Genomic DNA, 16,737 nt, shown 5'->3' with positions numbered 1-16,737 from the left:
GTTATTCCTCCATCAAAAAGTTGGTGAAAAGGTCCGGGGCATAGACATAATCTTCTGCCTGTTCCTTAATTACGGTAAGAGCGAAGGGATCTCCTTCCCTTACCACAACTCTGATCTCACTCGTTGGTGCGCCTCGAAGGTATCTGTCAACCACAGTTACCACATCGGGGATTTCCAACACATCTTCTATAGGTAATTCTCTGGATATCGATCCCGTGGTAGATACGGATCCCAGCTGTTCCTCATCAGGCATTGCGTCATAGTAAGTAACATCATTAAGAAGTTCTCTTACATCCGCAAGCTCGAGTCTTGCTCTCTTGGGATTGGCGACGTCAAGATTCATCAGAACGCCTCTGCCCTTAAGCGCATACAGAAACTGCTGAGGCATCCCGATATTTCCTATATGAAATATCTTCTCCGCTCCCGCGATAATATCTGCGATCTCCCTGACCTCATCAGAAAGGGTCAACGCTCCGTTTTTGTCCGGAACAATAAAACCTTCTCCGATCATTTTGGCCATGGCCTCCTTAAGCTGTCTGTCATCCGCATCTATATCAGACATAGCATCGGGAACCAGAAGCCCCTCTACTTTTCTTTGATAAAAAATGATAAGGAGCTGCTCAAGGGACATATATATGGCTTTGCTTCCTATATTACTCATTTCTTGAATTTCCCCCTGACTGCGGCGTTGTAGCTTCTGGACACGGGAATGAAGATATCGTCCTTGAGATACAGCGTCTTTTCTGTTGTTGCATAGCGTTCAACGTAATCCATGTTAACGATGATTCCTCTGTGGCATCTGACAAAGTTATCGGGAAGCGTTGCCTCCAGGTGCTCTAAGGTGTCATAGTAGCCGTATTCCTCGTTCTTGAGACGAAGGAACACTTTCTTGGCCTTGGACTCAAAATACACAACCTTGGAGATCGGAACCTTAAGGTCTCCGAACTTGGTCTCAACCATGAGCATCTGCTCATCATCAGCCACCGTAGGTTTAAGGGAAGCGGACAGAAAATCAGAAATATTCCTCTCCATGTCATCGTCTGATGAAGGCCGCAGAATCAGAGCCGACGGCATTATGCCCGGTCTGATATACTTGGCGGGAGAAACAGTGATGTCCACCACCAGAAGGAGCGGAATGTTACCAAACTTCTTTCTGATTATGTCCACGCAGCTGCCGTCCTCACCAAACTCAGCGACAACAACATCGCAAAGATCCAGCGTTTCCATACCCCCCTTAAGCTTCTCCACGCTTGAGAAGGCCGCAATTCTAAGCTCGTCCTCCGCAAGCATGGAAACTGCATCAGAAACGAAATCTTCTATCTTATTCAATTCTTCTTCATTGCTGTCAAATAAAATGGCAGATATCATTTCAAGTTACCTTTTACCATAGGAAGTACTACTTCCAGTGTTGTATCACCATTGTCAGATGCAAGCATACCTCTTCCGGCAGGCTTAGCAGTGTCAACAGTCTTTCTATCCTGATTCTCATAGCTCATGCCGGCAACTGCCGTTGAGTGAGCATTTCCACCAAAGTGGATACCCTTCTTGTCAGCCGCAAACAGCTTGAACAGCTTGTAAGAAGGTGCAACTCCGAGATTCTCCTTATCAGCAGTTGAGAACCAGTACAGGTTGTGGAGATAACCCTTGGACATTATCATCTCCATGTTGATGTTAAGGTTATTAGGCACACCTTGTTCCGTAGGCTTGATTACTCTTGTAACGAATTCCGGCAGGTTGTTTATGAGTACGAAAATCTGGCCGAACTGCTGCATCTTCTCGAATATCTCTTTTTCTTCCAGGTTCTGGCCCACAAGTTCTGACTTGAACTTGTTTCTCACAGAAATATCCTGAACCAGAAGCTTGGACAAGAAGCCTGCGAAATCCATCTCTGTATGGATTGCCTCTACGCCGAGATCCTGCGCAAACTTGGCAAGTGTTCTGTCGAAGTCGACAATAACAACTCTGGCGCCTTTGGTTGCGGCTGCACAAGCGATAACCTTGAGGGTGTTGGTCTTTCCTTTTTTCTTGGAACCTGTAATAAGGTAGGAATAAACCTCTGAGTAATCGATACCGTATATTGCTGCGGTCTTAGCGTCATAACCGATAGGAAGAAGTTTGTTGGAAGCAAACATATGCTTAACATCATGCAGCTTTCTGAACTCCTCCCAAACAGGCTCCTCCGGAATCTCCGGAATTGGCCTTGGATAGTATCTGTCCTCTCCGCCGTCCTCCCAGGCCTGCTTCATCTTGCCTGAAAGTGCGTTAAATACCTTACTGCATTCCGCATCATTCCTGCTCTTAAGGGGAAGAGCTGTCTGGTACTCAAGAACTCTTTCGCCAATCTTGGCAATGCCACGTCCGGGAATACCGGCTTCGGGTCTCATTCTCAAATGAGCGGTTCTCATATAGGTCGTATAATCGAATACGTTATTAAGCTCAAGACAAACAGTAGTCTTGAAGTTCTGAGCCATATTGTTGGGAATCTCACCACTACCACAGCCTGCTGCGGAAACAATGATGAAGATACCAAGTGTAGCACCCTCTTTGACCAGCTGCTGAAGTATTCCGTTATATCTGTCGGCAGCTCTGTTTACAAGAGATGCGAAGTTATCGATGATGATGAACATAGCAGGCATGCTGTCTGCTTCTGTCTCAGCCACATAGTGCTCGTAACCGGTTTCGCCCAGGCGCTGCTTTCTCTCTGCAAGGATCTGTCCCATCATGATGAAGAACTTCTCAAGCTTCTCATTGGAGTCATTCTCAGTAACGATACCTCCGATGTGAGGAGCAGCTGCAAAAGGTGTAAACTTACGCACTGAAAACTCAAGTGCATAGATAGTAACCTCTGCCGGTGAATAACGTGTAATGAGCTCGTATACAAAGGTCTGAAGGAAGGAACTCTTACCTGTAGCAGGAGCACCGATAACCATAAGGCTTCCTGCCTTGGGGAAGCTAAGGGTGTAGAGATCCTGACGCTGGTTCTCGGGATCGTCGTACAAGCCAAGGCCCACGGTGATATCTCTTTTGCCTTCGTGATCAGGCCATGCAGTTCCGCCAAAGATAGTCTCCGAATTTCTTGGCAATGTATCCTGAGGAAGCTCGTCCAATCCCATAAGTGTGGGCAAAAGAGGAAGGAACAGGCTGAAGTCGTGGTTGTAATTGTTGAGCTTGGCCAGCATCTTGAGGTAGCCGACAACTGCTTCCAGCTGTGTTCTCTCGGGCTTCTGAGGAAGCTTTTTCTTGGCGTTGGTGAGCTGAGCCTCAATATCAAGGATCTTCTCAGTGTCAAAGCCCTGCATTCCTATATATTCAAAGAGTGTGATAAGGTTCTCTCTGTTATGCTCTGTATCCGGATAGTCATATTTAAGAGAAAGGAGCTTCTCAAGGACAAGTCCTGCTATATGCTCTTTTTCCTCTCTTCCGGCATTTTTGAGCTTCTCGGAATCATCTCCGTATACTTCCTTGGTTACTTCAAGGAGCTTGCCGATCCATTCCATCTTCTTTTCCTTCTGACGAATGGTTCTGGCATGATTACCCTCGATGAAAGAAGTACCGTTGACATCCAGCATGGTAGCGATATCTGTGCTGACATCCTCTTCATCGTCATAATAAACCGCTCCTGAGAAACCTGACTGGAACAGTTCGTAGAGCTCGTCGTTACCAACCTGCAGGTAACATCTACCTGACTGGGTAAGGTAAGCAGCATCGGGCTTGTGGAGCATGTCCATTGAGTCCTGTCTACTCTGAACTCGCAGACAGAGCTTGAATCTGGAGTTGGCCCAGATGTCATCGCTGACGCTTCCGGCAGGCTTCTGGGTAGCCATGATAAGGTGGATACCAAGGGAACGTCCTACACGGGATACGGAGACGATTTCCTGAATAAACTCAGGCTCTTCCTTCTTCATCTCCGCGAACTCGTCGATAACGATAATGAGGTGGGGAAGCGGAACAGTTGCTTCATTATTCTTGTACAGCTTGGTGTAGTCTCTGATATCTTTAACACCGTAGGTTGCAAAAAGTGCCTCTCGTCTGTCCTTCTCACTCTGGATTGACAGAAGGGCTCTCTGGATCTGGTTACCTGAAAGGTTGGAGATCTGACCAATCATGTGGGGCAGCTCTTCAAAAAGGTTCGCCATACCACCGCCCTTATAGTCGATGATGAAGAAGCTGACATCGTCCGGGCTGTAGTTGATCGCCAGGGACAGGATGTAGGTCTGAAGTGTCTCAGACTTACCGGAACCTGTAGTACCGGCTACCAGTCCGTGGGGACCGTGGTATTTCTCATGAATATCGAGGTAACAGGGAGCGCCGCCGGCCTTCTGGCCTACGAGAGCCTTCATGGACTCATAGGTACGGTTCTTCTTCCATCTTGTTATAACATCAAGGTCATCAAGCTTTTTGATGCCGTACATTTCAAAGAAGGTTATGGAGTTGGGCACATCACCGCCGGTCTCCATTTCCTGCACTTCAACGCAGGCGATTCTCTCCGCAAAGTCATGAGCCTCCTGAGGTGAGAGCTGGTCAAAGTTGATGACGGTTCCCATCTCGAGATCCTCTGAAGTGCGGTACACACCTGTAAATACGCTGTCGTTCTCAATAATATATTCACAGCTGTTGGGAAGCTGCTCGTAGTTCTCAACCATATAAATGGTGGAGAAGCCGTATTCCGGCTTGGGTGACAGCAGATACTGGGTAAGAAGTTCTCCTTCAAGGAACTCAGGTGCTGCCACGATCACTACATAATAGGGCTTGGGAATATCTCCCTCATCCTGTCCGGGAGTACCCTGGTTCTCAATTCTCTGACGGATTACTTTGTTAAGTTCAAAGAATACTTCACTTACTGTTTCTTTATTGGATGCAATGAATCTGAATTTCTTGGATTCGTTCCATACATGGGGAAGCCATTTTACGAAGTCCCACTCCTTGCTGAGGGAAGTCTTCTTCTCGTTATAAACAAGGGCTATCTTGACATCTGTGTAGGAGTCGTTGGCTGCAATCTGGGTTATCAGGTTACGTACAACCTGAACACCTCCCGCCATGGTTCTGCCTCCGATAACACCGATGAGTTTCTCCTCAAGAAGGTCAACGCAGATGGGAACATCCTTCAAAGTGGTATAGGTCTGCTTGAGGTTCGTGGGAATCAGAGTCAGGTTGTTCTCACTCATGGTGAATTTCTCATCGGGTACGTCTATCTGTACCTGGAAAGGCATATCACCGATACCGAGTCTGTGGGACAAAAAGTCGGGCTGACTCATGTTTCTGCTCCACAGAAGCGGATTGTTGGCGCCGAACATGGCGGCTGTCTGGGCGGGAACGTATCTGTCTCTTAATATTTCTGTATTTCTGACATACTTAGACTTTATAAGTTCTTCTTTATCTTTAAGATATTCGCCGTATTTCTCGTTACGTTTTTTCTCGTATTCCTCGTATTCCTTACGGGCTCTCTTCATACCGCTGATACCACGGATCGCACCGATGGTCGCTGAGGTAGTGGCGGTTACCATTCCCATGTACATGAAGATACCCCTGTTAACACCTGAGAGCTTGGAAGCCACCACCATGAAGGTACATCCAACCATCATAGGAAGCGCCATTACAAGGGCGTTACCGAGGGCTCCGAGGATTCCGGTCTTACGCACCTCATCCTTGGGCTGGGGCGGTTCATCGATCTTGACGGGTTCACTGTCTATCTGGCTAAGTCTTCTGGGAGCTCTGTTAAAAACTGTAAAGAGTCTCTTCTTATTAACTCTGAGAAGCGGAATATCATCATCCTTGGCAGGAACCAGAATTCTCTCGTCAACCTTGACTCCGCTCTCAAATACGTTGATCGCGAATTTGTTTCCCAGGAAAACGATTCGAAGGCCGAAAATATCTATGCAGTCGCCAAAGGCAAGTCTGTCACTGCCGATCAGTCGCCTGTTATTAAGGAAGGTACCGTTGGCACTTTCGTTATCAGACAGAATGACATCGCCGTTATTAACGAAAATAGCGGCGTGAATTGCAGAAACCTGACAGGTATTCATGTAGTCATAGCTTAAAGTAGTGTTCTCATTACGACCAATTGTTATGGTCTGTCCCTCGCAGGGAACATAATAATGATTGTAGGACGCAAAATAGTCCTCTACGTTGTTGGCGATCACAGTGATAATGTGCGCACCTTCAACGAGAAGCTTGAACTCATTCTTCTTGCTGTTTGTATCATTCTGAAGTGGATTACGGTAGCAATCGACAGTAGGATCAAGACATTCAAGATCGTATTTCTCAGATCGTCTGAAATACCACTTGTTATCCCTGATCTCCATCTTAAGCTCGATGTCTGTGCTGATACTGAAAAGATTTTCAGATATAAGTACCGTATGATCTGCATCATTAATTGCAGGTAAAAGAAAACGCTTGAAAGCGTTCTGACTGTATATTGTTAAAACTGTCCCCATTTTACTTTTCTCTTCCCAACAAAAAAATTGTCCCGCGTTAGTTTATAAAAATTTTATAAAAAAACACGGAACAATAATACCATTAAAATAGCAAAATATACTACTTTAAAATTTCGAATTTTTTGTTAACACTTCTTCGAATACCGAAGGGTCTAGATTTCTTATATGATTCCCGGGTTTAATAGACACATACGAATTCATTATTAATGTAGAGATATATGTTTCCCTCAAGATCAAGGAAGCCTAACTTGCCATTTATCTTGAAAAGAGTATCCACATCATCGGCAACTTTTTCTGTGGAACCTTCTGTGTCGTAGACGCTGTACAATGTATTGTATTCTGTAAAATAGAGCTTGTTGTCCTCAATGTTCCATGCAAAATACAGGCCTGTGTTCTCATCGTCATATACGTAATCGGGTATTACATTTTCAAGCTCCCCATCCTTAAGATAATAGATATCGTCCCGGATCTTGAGCCACACATTCTTAAGGTCATAGCTGGCAAAAAAGGTCTCAACATCATCTTCCTCGTAGAAGGCCTCATCCTCAATGCCGTCATCACTGACCTTGGATTTATACAACACTCCGTCGCAGCAGTACATGAGCTCACGATTCACGTCGTCAAATACTATGTTGTCGACGTCATTGTAGTTATGATCCAAAAAGGCTGCGCTTCGCCCATCGCTACTTATGATAAATACAACTCCCTCCTTGGAGATAAAATACAGATCCTTAAGTGAAGCCACATCGAGAATACTTGCCCTGAACTGGCCGTAGCTCTGGTGAAGTGCGCTGGTGTGCATGTTTGTCACAAGGCCTCCCTCATATACCTGCGCTGCCTCTTCCATCTCACCATCGCAGAAGTATGCACCTTCGCTGCAAGAGATGAGAATCTCATCGGCGGATCCGTTTATGAAGTAATTGTTGAATTCCTCCGATGACAGAACCTTTACAGACTTACCATCCTTATATCTGTAGATCTCATTTTGCTCTTCATTGGTGTAAAAAAGGTTGCCGGAATTATCTACGCTGCAGGCACGAAGATTACCTTTTTGTATCTGCTTCTCTTCCATATCAGAGCCGGCAATACACAGCACACTGTTCTTGGAATCAACAATTCTGGTATAAGCAACAATGTTGCCATCCGGAGAAATGACAGGAGAATTAACCTGTACATTTTCGGCAACGCTATCACTGAATCCTGTGGCGGTATCGAAGAGAAACAGGGTTCCGACTTCAAGCTCCTCTGACTCACCCTCCTTTTTCTCAGGGATGACATAGAACATTGTGCCTCCGTCAAAGGCAAGCTCTGCGCAGGTCGTACCCTGAGCAAATTCGATGACATCCGTGTTGGCGTTGACATAGTAGAACTGCCCGTCTTCGGTAAGGACCATGGTCTCCTTCAGATCCCTGCTGCTATTGCCGCTGTGGTCTATTCCAAGGAGCTTGTCGTTACTGTCTCCCTCCTGATTGACAAACAGGCCCTGCACATCAACTATCCACTTCTCATCATTGAAATAATCGTACCTGCCGGTATATTCGGGTGCATCCACATGGACATATTCTATTTCCGGCGTATCGATATCTTCTTCCGGGAGATCCTCTTCGACTTCGTATTCTTCTTCCATATCCTCCCAGTCATCAAGCTGATGCTGATATTGCTCAAAAGCCTTATCCACAGTCTCCTTGGTAAGAGTAACTGCCTTGTGTATATAGTACGCGTAATATCCAAGGATTATACAAACAGCTAGTATAATGAACGCGATATTCATGAGCTTCTTTTTGCGGGACATGGGGGCCGGCCCTTGGCTTGCAGCTCTCCCGGCTTCGGTTTTGGTTATGATCACAACGGGTGCTCCGCAGTTACCGCAGAATTTATCACCCGGATTTAATTCGGTTCCACACTTGTTACAGAACATTCTGCCAAATCCTCTCTGATATATAATAATCAATATTAACACGACATCAGGGCCATAAAAAGTATAAAAAACCACCGGAAGCAATTTCTGCAACCGGTGGTAGGTAGTATTATTGATGATCCTGCCCATGATCGGAGGAGCCGATCCTGACAAGAGCTCTGTAGAGCTTGGCCTCTGCCCTTACGCGGGCCTCCTTGTCCAGCATCTGATCCTTCAGTCTCTCTTCGGCTCTCGCCTTAGCCGCTTTGGCACGGGCAATGTCGATATCCTCAGACCACTCCCAGGTGGTGGGGAATACCTTGACTTCACCCTTCATAACTGAAAGCATTCCGCCGATACAGGCTGCTTTTCTCTCTGTGCCGTCTGCCATGGTAACTCTGGCTGTGCCCATTCCGATGGCGGTACAGTAGTCTGTATGACGGGCAAGAATCTCCACATCACCATCTATTGTACGCAGAAGTATTTTCTCAACTTCTCCATCAAAATCCAAGCCGTCCATGGAGACTACCTGTAAATGAAAATTCGGCATATTATTCCTCCGGCTTACTTTTTAGCCTTCTCAAATACTTCGTCAATGGTTCCAACAAGAAGGAATGCTGACTCAGGGAGATCATCGCACTCGCCGTCAAGGATCATCTTGAAGCCGCGGATTGTCTCCTTAAGAGGCACATACTTTCCGGGAAGACCTGTGAACTGCTCAGCAACTGAGAAGCTCTGTGACAGGAAGTTCTGAACCTTACGAGCTCTGTAAACGGTGAGCTTATCCTCTTCAGACAGTTCGTCCATACCCATGATGGCGATGATATCCTGAAGTTCACGATATCTCTGAAGAACCTGCTGCACGCCCTTAGCTACTTCGTAATGCTCTTTTCCTACGATATCGGGAGAAAGGATACGGCTGGTTGAATCAAGAGGATCAACCGCAGGATAAATACCCTTTGATGCGATATCTCTGGAAAGAACGGTGGTAGCATCCAGGTGAGTGAAGGTTGTAGCAGGAGCAGGGTCTGTAAGGTCATCGGCAGGTACGTATACGGCCTGAACCGATGTGATAGAGCCCTTCTTGGTTGATGTGATACGCTCCTGAAGAGCACCCATTTCAGTAGCCAGTGTAGGCTGATAACCTACGGCTGAAGGCATACGTCCAAGAAGCGCTGAAACCTCTGAACCTGCCTGTGTGAAACGGAAAATGTTATCGATGAAAAGAAGCACGTCCTGATTCTTAACATCACGGAAATACTCAGCCATTGTAAGTCCGGAAAGACCTACTCTCATTCTGGCCCCGGGGGGCTCGTTCATCTGACCGTAAACAAGGGCTGTCTTATCAATAACTCCACTCTCTTTCATTTCTCCGTAAAGGTCGTTTCCTTCACGGGTACGCTCACCTACACCGGTAAATACTGAAATACCGCCGTGAGCCTTAGCTACGTTGTTGATAAGCTCCATGATAAGTACGGTCTTACCTACGCCGGCACCGCCGAACAGACCGATCTTACCACCCTTAGCATAAGGACAGATAAGGTCAACAACCTTGATACCTGTCTCAAAGATCTCTGTAGCAGGAACCTGATCCTCATAAGAAGGTGCGGGACGATGGATAGGCCATCTCTCCTTGGCTCCCGGGTCAGGTCCGTTATCAACAGGATCACCCAAAAGATTGAAAATTCTTCCCAAGCACTCGTCACCAACCGGTACAGTGATAGGACTTCCGGTATCCACAGCGTCTGCGCCACGCACAAGTCCATCAGTTGAGCTCATGGCAACGCATCTTACTACGTCATCGCCGACCTGCTGTGCAACCTCTGCGATCAGCTTGCGGTCATCGATCTTGATCTCTATGGCATTGTGAAGATCCGGAAGTTCACCCTCTTTGTATCGGATGTCAAGTACAGGGCCTGTAACCTGTATTACCTTTCCAATATGATTTTCACTCATTGTTAAACTCCTTAATATTGTTATGTTATCAAGCATTTTACAAGGAAGTTCTGCTCTCACTACGTTCGACAGAACAATCTTCGTACCTGGGCTCAATAATACTTCGCCCGGTTCTTAGTTTTCTGCTCCGGCGACAATCTCCGTAATCTCTTGCGTAATGCTTGCCTGACGAGCTCTGTTATAGTACAGACTCAAGGTCTCGATCATCTCTTCTGCGTTGTCGGTAGCGGCTTCCATAGCTGTTCTACGAGCAGCCAGCTCACTTGCATAAGAAATATTGATACTGGTATAAAGTATTCCCGCCAGATATTCCGGAACAATAGCATTGAACACTGTTTCACTGTCTGGTTCATACAAGATAAGGTCTCTCGGCTTGCCATCGCTGACTCTCTCTCCTGTGGACAGGTCTGAGAGCGGTAAAAGCGATGTAGCTGTAGGAACCTGTGACAACATGGACACGAAGTTTGTATAACACAAGAATACATGTCCAAATCCGCCACCACCGTATGATCCGCAGATCAGCTTAGATACCTGAAAGCAGTCTGAAATAGTCATCTTGGCAACTTCGGCATATTCCTCTGTAAGGATCGGCACATTTCTGTGTTTGAAGAATTCTACAGATTTTTTACCGATAGGAAGTACCGTAACATTAGTCTTATCCTTGATTTCCTGCTCTACAAACTTAAACAGGTTGGAGTTATAACCGCCTGCAAGCCCTCTGTCTCCGGCAATTACAACGTACAGCCATCTGTCGTTATCTTCACTGACCTGAGTGAAGATCGACTGAAACTCTGTGTTTTCGGTGGCTATATCTGTAAGTGTTGCAAGCATTGACTCAAGATAAGGCTTGGAGTTATCAGCTTTTTCCTTTGCCTTACGAAGCTTGGAAGCAGCAACCAGCTGCATGGCCTTCGTAATCTGCATAGTGCTCTGAACGCTCTTGATTCGGAGTTTAACAGCTTTCATTGATCCAGCCATTATTCACCCTCCTTATCTGCTCTTTAAGAACTTATCAGTGTATGCATTCAAAGCTTCTTTTAACTTGTTCTCAGTCTCTGCCTCAAGCTTTCCGGTCTCACGAATATCGCGCATTGCTGAAATTCCGGAAGGATCCTTATCAAGGAAGTCATAAAGACCTGCCTCATACTCCGCAACATCCGCTGTTTCAACCTTCATCAGAATGTTATTAACAACAGCATAAAGAATGGCAACCTGCTTTTCTACAGGAACAGGCTGATTCTTGTTCTGCTTGAGAACTTCCACAATACGTTCGCCCTGTGCAAGACGGTTCTTGGTGTCTTCGTCAAGGTCTGAACCGAACTGAGCAAAGCTTGCCAGCTCACGGTACTGTGAATATACAAGCTTAAGGGTTCCGGCAACCTTCTTCATAGCCTTGATCTGAGCGTTACCACCAACTCGGGATACGGAGATACCGGGGTTAACCGCCGGCATGATTCCTGAGTGGAAGAGCTCCGTCTCAAGGAATATCTGTCCGTCTGTAATGGAAATAACGTTAGTCGGGATGTAGGCTGATACGTCACCGGCCTGTGTCTCGATGATAGGAAGGGCTGTAAGTGAACCTCCTCCGTTCTCATCTGAAAGCTTAGCTGCTCTCTCCAAAAGTCTTGAATGCAGGTAGAAAACGTCACCGGGGTACGCTTCACGTCCCGGGGGTCTTCTGATAAGAAGTGAGAGTGCACGGTAAGCTACAGCGTGCTTAGAAAGGTCATCATAGATGCAAAGCACGTGTTTACCTTTATTCATGAAGTACTCACCCATAGCACAACCTGTGTATGGTGAAATGTACTGCAAAGGCGATGGTTCTGAAGCGGTAGCAGCAACTACGATGGTGTAGTCCATAGCTCCGCCCTTCTTAAGATCCTCAACCAGTGATGTAACTGTTGAACGTTTCTGTCCGATAGCTACATAGATGCAGATAACATCTTTACCCTTCTGGTTAAGAATTGTGTCAACCGCAATGGTTGTCTTACCTGTCTGTCTGTCACCGATGATCAGCTCACGCTGTCCTCTTCCGATAGGGATCATGGAGTCGATAGCCTTGATACCTGTCTGCAGAGGTTCCTTAACGGGCTGTCTTGCGATGATACCGGGAGCAGGTGACTCAACCGGTCTGTATTCTGATGATTCGATGGGGCCCTGTCCATCGATAGGCTGTCCAATAGCGTTAACAACGCGGCCGATCATCTTCTCACCTACAGGAACAGATACGACTCTTCCTGTACGCTTAACGGTCTGTCCTTCGCTGATACCTACATCCTCGCCGAACAAAACCGCAGATACTACTGTTTCCTCGAGGTTCTGAGCCATTCCGAATGTACCGTTCTCGAACTCCAAAAGCTCACCGGACATACAGTTCAAAAGGCCGCTTACTCTGGCGATACCATCACCAACGGTAAGAACTGTACCGGTCTCATTCTGGATAATTGCATTCTGATAATTCTTTATCTGGCTTCGAATGACCTCGGATATTTTTTCTGGTTTTAGTTCCATATTTTCCTCCGACGCAAAATTTTTTAGATCACAACATCGTCGACTTTTCTGCGAAGTTCGGATAACCTTCCTTTGACAGTTCCGTCAAAGAGCTGTCCCTCAAGATCCACTCTGACACCGCCCAGGATATCAGGATCTGTCTTCTGCTTCAGCAGAATTTTCTTGCCGCTGATCTTTTCAAGCTTCTCTTTAAGCTGCGATAGCTGCGCATCACTTAGTGAAACCGCCGATGTTACCAGGGCTTCCGCTATCCCGTGGGCCTCATTATAAGATTTTCTGAATCTCTTATAACACGCTGAGTACTCACGAAGCAGTCCTTTTTCTATGAGGATCTTGATAAAGTTCAGATGATAAGCGGAAAGACTCCCGTTAAAGGCCTGATCCACAAGGGAAAGTCTCTCATTCTTCGGGACTGAAGGCTCCGACAGGAGCGCGATGTAATCGGGGTTCTCTCTGAAAATTCCCCTTACCTGCTCCATTTCGCCCAGTATTTTCTCCGATAGGTTTTCTTCCGCTGCCAGATCATACAGGCTCTGCCCATAAAGATCTCCAGCTTTACTCATAATTAACCTCTTTCTAAAATTTATGCTCCGACCTTATTCAAAAAGTCGTCAATAAGCTTTTTATGATCGGCTTCGTTGATCTCTTTTTCAACTACCTTGCCTGCAATATCCATTGCGAGGGAACCGATCTCATCCTTGGCCTCATTGATAGCCTTCTTCTTCTCCTGCTCAATATCAGCTGCTGCCCTTGCCTTAATGCCTGCAACCTCTTCCTGTGCTTCCCTTACCATTGTGTCAGCCTTGTTCTGGGCTTCTCTCTGGGCATCGGAAACGATCTGAGCTGCTTCGGCATGAGCATTTGTAAGGCTGCTCTCATACTGTTCCTTCAGGGAATCGGCTTTTGTCTGGGCATCTCTTGCCTCACGGATCGCTCTATCGGCCAGTTCCTGTCTCTTTGCCAATATGTCATTGATTGGCTTGAAGAGGAACTTTTTGATCAGATATACCTGAATGAACAGGTTACAGATCTGAATGATAAAGGTCCAGGGTACCAGCGTTACCAGATCCTGATCGTCTGAAACGGATTTGGTATAACCTGTGTAAAACAGGACTGCTACAAACAAGGCAAGAAGCGCTATAAATAGCCATACCGATTTTCCGGCGTTTTTCTTCTCGTTCATAGAAGTAGCACCTCCAAAATAATCAAATTACCATTGTGTTCTCTTTAGCAAAAAAGATTACTGCAAATAGTTCATGAACATTCCGGGTGCAACGAAGATAAGAAGAAGTCCGGTAACGAAACCGTAAATACCGGTTGTCTCTGCAACCGCACAACCAAGAAGCATGGTACCTGTTACATCGCCCTTACACTCGGGCTGACGTCCGATAGCTTCAAGAGCCTTGGAAACGGCAGTTCCTTCACCAATACCGGGGCCGATACCTGCGATAAGTGCACATCCTGCACCTATGCCACAACCTGCAAGTGCAATACCTCTAGCCAGTAACTGAAAATCACCCATAATTTTGCCTCCTAAATGACTTTTTATGTTTTTTGTTTTTTATTTAATTTTTTGTTATTAGACTTCCTTGTTTAACCCTCCTCTGCTGCGTTGGCGATATACATTACCGTCAGCATACAGAAGATGAAAGCCTGCATACATCCTGAGAACCAGTCAAAATAGACACCGGTTACAGCAGGAAGTCCCAATCCAAGGATCGGTATGTTTGAAAGGAATGCGCCCACAGCTCCGGGGATAAGCTTAAGGAGTGCTGCAGATGCAAGTCCCAGTGCCCAGTAGATAAGTCCGTCAATAACTACACCGGAAAGGATATTTCCGAAATGACGGCAAGCCATACTAACGGGCGTTGCCAACTCTGACAGAATGTTGAATGGAGTCATAACCGCGATAGGCGTTGTGAATCCCTTCAGATATCCGCCAAATCCGTTGGTCTTGATCTTGGTGGCAGTGATCATTACGAATACCACTACCGCCCAGGCTGCTTCTGTTGACAGATCTGCTGTCGGACTTCGCAGTCCTATAAGGCTTATAAGATTTGATACAACGCTCGTCGCAAAGAGAGCAGATACGAAAGGTATCAGATTATCAAACTTATTACCTCCTGTGTTGTTGCGGACAAAATTGTTGCCCGTCTCAACCAGCATTTCCGCAAAAGCCTGCCTTTTCGAAATGTTTTCGACCTTCAGGTTCCGGGTTAGGAAGATACATAACCCCGTGATGATTATCATCACGATCCAACTGACTATCAGTGTCTGGGTGATCTTAATGTCTCCCAGAATAGGGATGCCAGTCTTGATGGTCTGGTAGATCTTGGCGTAATCAACTTCGAAACCATTGTTCATGCTTTCGCCTTCAACCTCCTTTCCCCGCAGAAAAAATCCCGCGTAGTTTGATGTACCAACTAGGAATAATTAGTGGAACAATGCCCGCTGCGGCATTGAATACAGGCAATACAAATGCCAGTATTCCCCACAGGATATGCATAAGTATGCGATTCCTGTAGCTTGCGCCCATAACCTGTCTTGCGAGCTTCTCATCCTCCATGGATGTGACTTTTTGCACAGTTATAGCCATCCACAGGAAGTTGACCACAGCTACGATAAAGCCGCCGATACCTCCAAGAATGACTTTATAATCAAATGGTACGCTGTATCCGAAGGGCAGATCCTTCGGAAGCACCATGTGCAAAACAAAAAATATAACAAACATTATGAGTACGCCGATGCCTGTGCCCAGCGCAATATTCCCCGTTTCTTTCTTTACAGCCGGCTGTAATTCCATACTTATTTATTTTCTCCCCGAATTTATTATTTGATGACGACTACCTAAGCCTTATCCTTCGTAAGATCAAATGTGTTTGTTGAAATACACTTCATCTTTGCCGCGCCTTTGCTTATTCTTCTCTTCCCGCTTGGTCACGGAAAGATAAACCTTGTAAGCAGTCATCCAGGATGATCCCAGGCCCATGATAAAGCCCGGTATATAAACCCACCCTCCGACATTTAGCCTGGTGGTAATGAGATAACAGATAAAAAGACATATAAGAAGAGGCATTATCAGTGATAAGCCAAGCTGGCCTACCATTACGAACTGACCTGCTAGTTTAGACATCCTTTTCATATCCATGGTTAGTCCTGTCTGCCTCCTTTCCGCCGATGTTCGGCCTTATTTATCAAAATACCGTGAAACAAAGCCATAATATGCGCATACTAATGATAGTATAACAAATTAATAATACACTTTTTGCGGTGATTTAACAAGAAAAGTTAGACAATTTGTGGCTTTTACGGTATTGTACACAAAAAAAACCGAAATCCGCGCACACTCTGTGAGTTTGGAGATTTCAGCCCTTGTTTTTATAAAAGTTTTATCAAAATTTCGGTTATATTGCCTTATTTATGCTTCCTCAAATAACGTACCATGAAAATCGAGAACGCTATTGCACAGATGAATACTATAGCCCAGATAAAAACAAATCCAAATCCAAAAACCAGGACCATTTCAAACATCGTACAAAAACCATCCCATCCATAATAGGTAGGTCCATCGTGGAAACTAGGTTTAGCCCCTTCAAAATATGCCTTTATACATAGCTGAAGCAGCTTTATTATAGTACCTCTGCGAGAAAACCCCTTCCGTCAGGTTGGGGATGAATCGCTTAGCTTTTTTGCTTTTTGTATTTCCCAGACTTCATGTATTTTCTCTTGTGTTCTTCAGTCCGCTGCTCTTCAATGTACTTTTTGACAGTTTCCATGGAAACTGAGCCTGTGGTTGCACAGAAATAGCTGGCGCTCCAGAAAGGCGAATCGCCCCACAGATATTTCTCTAACTGAATGCGATCCTTTGTTGTATCCGTCCATAATAAAACTCCTAAAAGCGCCCCTTAAAAGAACATTTGTTTTGATATATGCCTGGAT

Annotated in this window: 14 protein-coding genes and 1 pseudogene; all 15 read right to left on the bottom strand. The window is 45.7% G+C overall.

Translation table 11 applies throughout. The features are described 5' to 3' along the window. Position 1 precedes the first annotated feature (1 nt). Positions 2-661 (bottom strand): hypothetical protein, encoded by a 660-nt coding sequence (locus G588_RS0113320; protein WP_022779233.1) that lies wholly within the window; start codon positions 659-661, stop codon positions 2-4. Continuing rightward, positions 658-1,329: a LytR/AlgR family response regulator transcription factor gene (locus G588_RS21680; RefSeq protein ID WP_196804985.1), complete on the bottom strand. Its 672-nt coding sequence runs from the start codon at positions 1,327-1,329 to the stop codon at positions 658-660. Before G588_RS21680 ends, G588_RS0113320 begins: the two co-directional genes overlap by 4 nt. 35 nt (positions 1,330-1,364) lie before the next feature. Beyond that, positions 1,365-6,434: a type VII secretion protein EssC gene (gene essC, locus G588_RS0113310; protein ID WP_022779231.1), complete on the bottom strand. Its 5,070-nt coding sequence runs from the start codon at positions 6,432-6,434 to the stop codon at positions 1,365-1,367. A gap of 178 nt (positions 6,435-6,612) precedes the next feature. Continuing rightward, positions 6,613-8,352 (bottom strand): zinc ribbon domain-containing protein, encoded by a 1,740-nt coding sequence (locus G588_RS0113305; RefSeq protein ID WP_022779230.1) that lies wholly within the window; start codon positions 8,350-8,352, stop codon positions 6,613-6,615. A 109-nt stretch (positions 8,353-8,461) separates the two neighbouring features. Further along, positions 8,462-8,881, bottom strand: coding sequence for an ATP synthase F1 subunit epsilon (gene atpC, locus G588_RS0113300; RefSeq protein WP_022779229.1), 420 nt, complete (start codon positions 8,879-8,881; stop codon positions 8,462-8,464). A 14-nt stretch (positions 8,882-8,895) separates the two neighbouring features. Further along, complete coding sequence (gene atpD / locus G588_RS0113295) at positions 8,896-10,287, bottom strand: F0F1 ATP synthase subunit beta (RefSeq protein WP_022779228.1); 1,392 nt, start codon at positions 10,285-10,287, stop codon at positions 8,896-8,898. Positions 10,288-10,401: 114 nt separating this feature from the next. After that, positions 10,402-11,265, bottom strand: a complete 864-nt coding sequence (atpG, locus tag G588_RS0113290) for an ATP synthase F1 subunit gamma (RefSeq protein ID WP_022779227.1) — start codon at positions 11,263-11,265, stop codon at positions 10,402-10,404. A 12-nt stretch (positions 11,266-11,277) separates the two neighbouring features. Beyond that, a complete protein-coding gene (atpA, locus tag G588_RS0113285; protein WP_022779226.1) occupies positions 11,278-12,798 on the bottom strand; it encodes a F0F1 ATP synthase subunit alpha in 1,521 nt (506 codons plus the stop codon). Between the two features lie 23 nt (positions 12,799-12,821). After that, positions 12,822-13,361 carry an ATP synthase F1 subunit delta gene (gene atpH, locus G588_RS0113280; protein WP_022779225.1) on the bottom strand — a complete coding sequence of 180 codons (540 nt, stop codon included), beginning with the start codon at positions 13,359-13,361 and terminating at the stop codon, positions 12,822-12,824. 20 nt (positions 13,362-13,381) lie between these two features. Then, positions 13,382-13,981, bottom strand: coding sequence for a F0F1 ATP synthase subunit B (atpF, locus tag G588_RS0113275; protein ID WP_022779224.1), 600 nt, complete (start codon positions 13,979-13,981; stop codon positions 13,382-13,384). A gap of 57 nt (positions 13,982-14,038) precedes the next feature. Next, entirely contained in the window at positions 14,039-14,320 is a 282-nt protein-coding gene (gene atpE, locus G588_RS0113270; RefSeq protein ID WP_022779223.1) for an ATP synthase F0 subunit C, read from the bottom strand. Between the two features lie 71 nt (positions 14,321-14,391). Further along, complete coding sequence (locus G588_RS0113265) at positions 14,392-15,162, bottom strand: F0F1 ATP synthase subunit A (RefSeq protein ID WP_022779222.1); 771 nt, start codon at positions 15,160-15,162, stop codon at positions 14,392-14,394. 10 nt (positions 15,163-15,172) lie between these two features. Continuing rightward, complete coding sequence (locus G588_RS0113260; protein ID WP_022779221.1) at positions 15,173-15,601, bottom strand: ATP synthase subunit I; 429 nt, start codon at positions 15,599-15,601, stop codon at positions 15,173-15,175. Between the two features lie 66 nt (positions 15,602-15,667). Continuing rightward, positions 15,668-15,931 carry an AtpZ/AtpI family protein gene (locus tag G588_RS0113255; RefSeq protein ID WP_242830370.1) on the bottom strand — a complete coding sequence of 88 codons (264 nt, stop codon included), beginning with the start codon at positions 15,929-15,931 and terminating at the stop codon, positions 15,668-15,670. A 547-nt stretch (positions 15,932-16,478) separates the two neighbouring features. Next, a pseudogene (locus G588_RS22120) lies at positions 16,479-16,646 on the bottom strand (transposase); the annotation flags it as partial. Positions 16,647-16,737 lie beyond the last annotated feature (91 nt).

The organism is Butyrivibrio sp. AE3009 (assembly GCF_000420845.1).
GTDB lineage: Bacteria > Bacillota > Clostridia > Lachnospirales > Lachnospiraceae > Butyrivibrio.
Note: the sequence above shows the minus strand (reverse complement) of the source record. Positions and strands in the feature narration are given on the sequence as shown.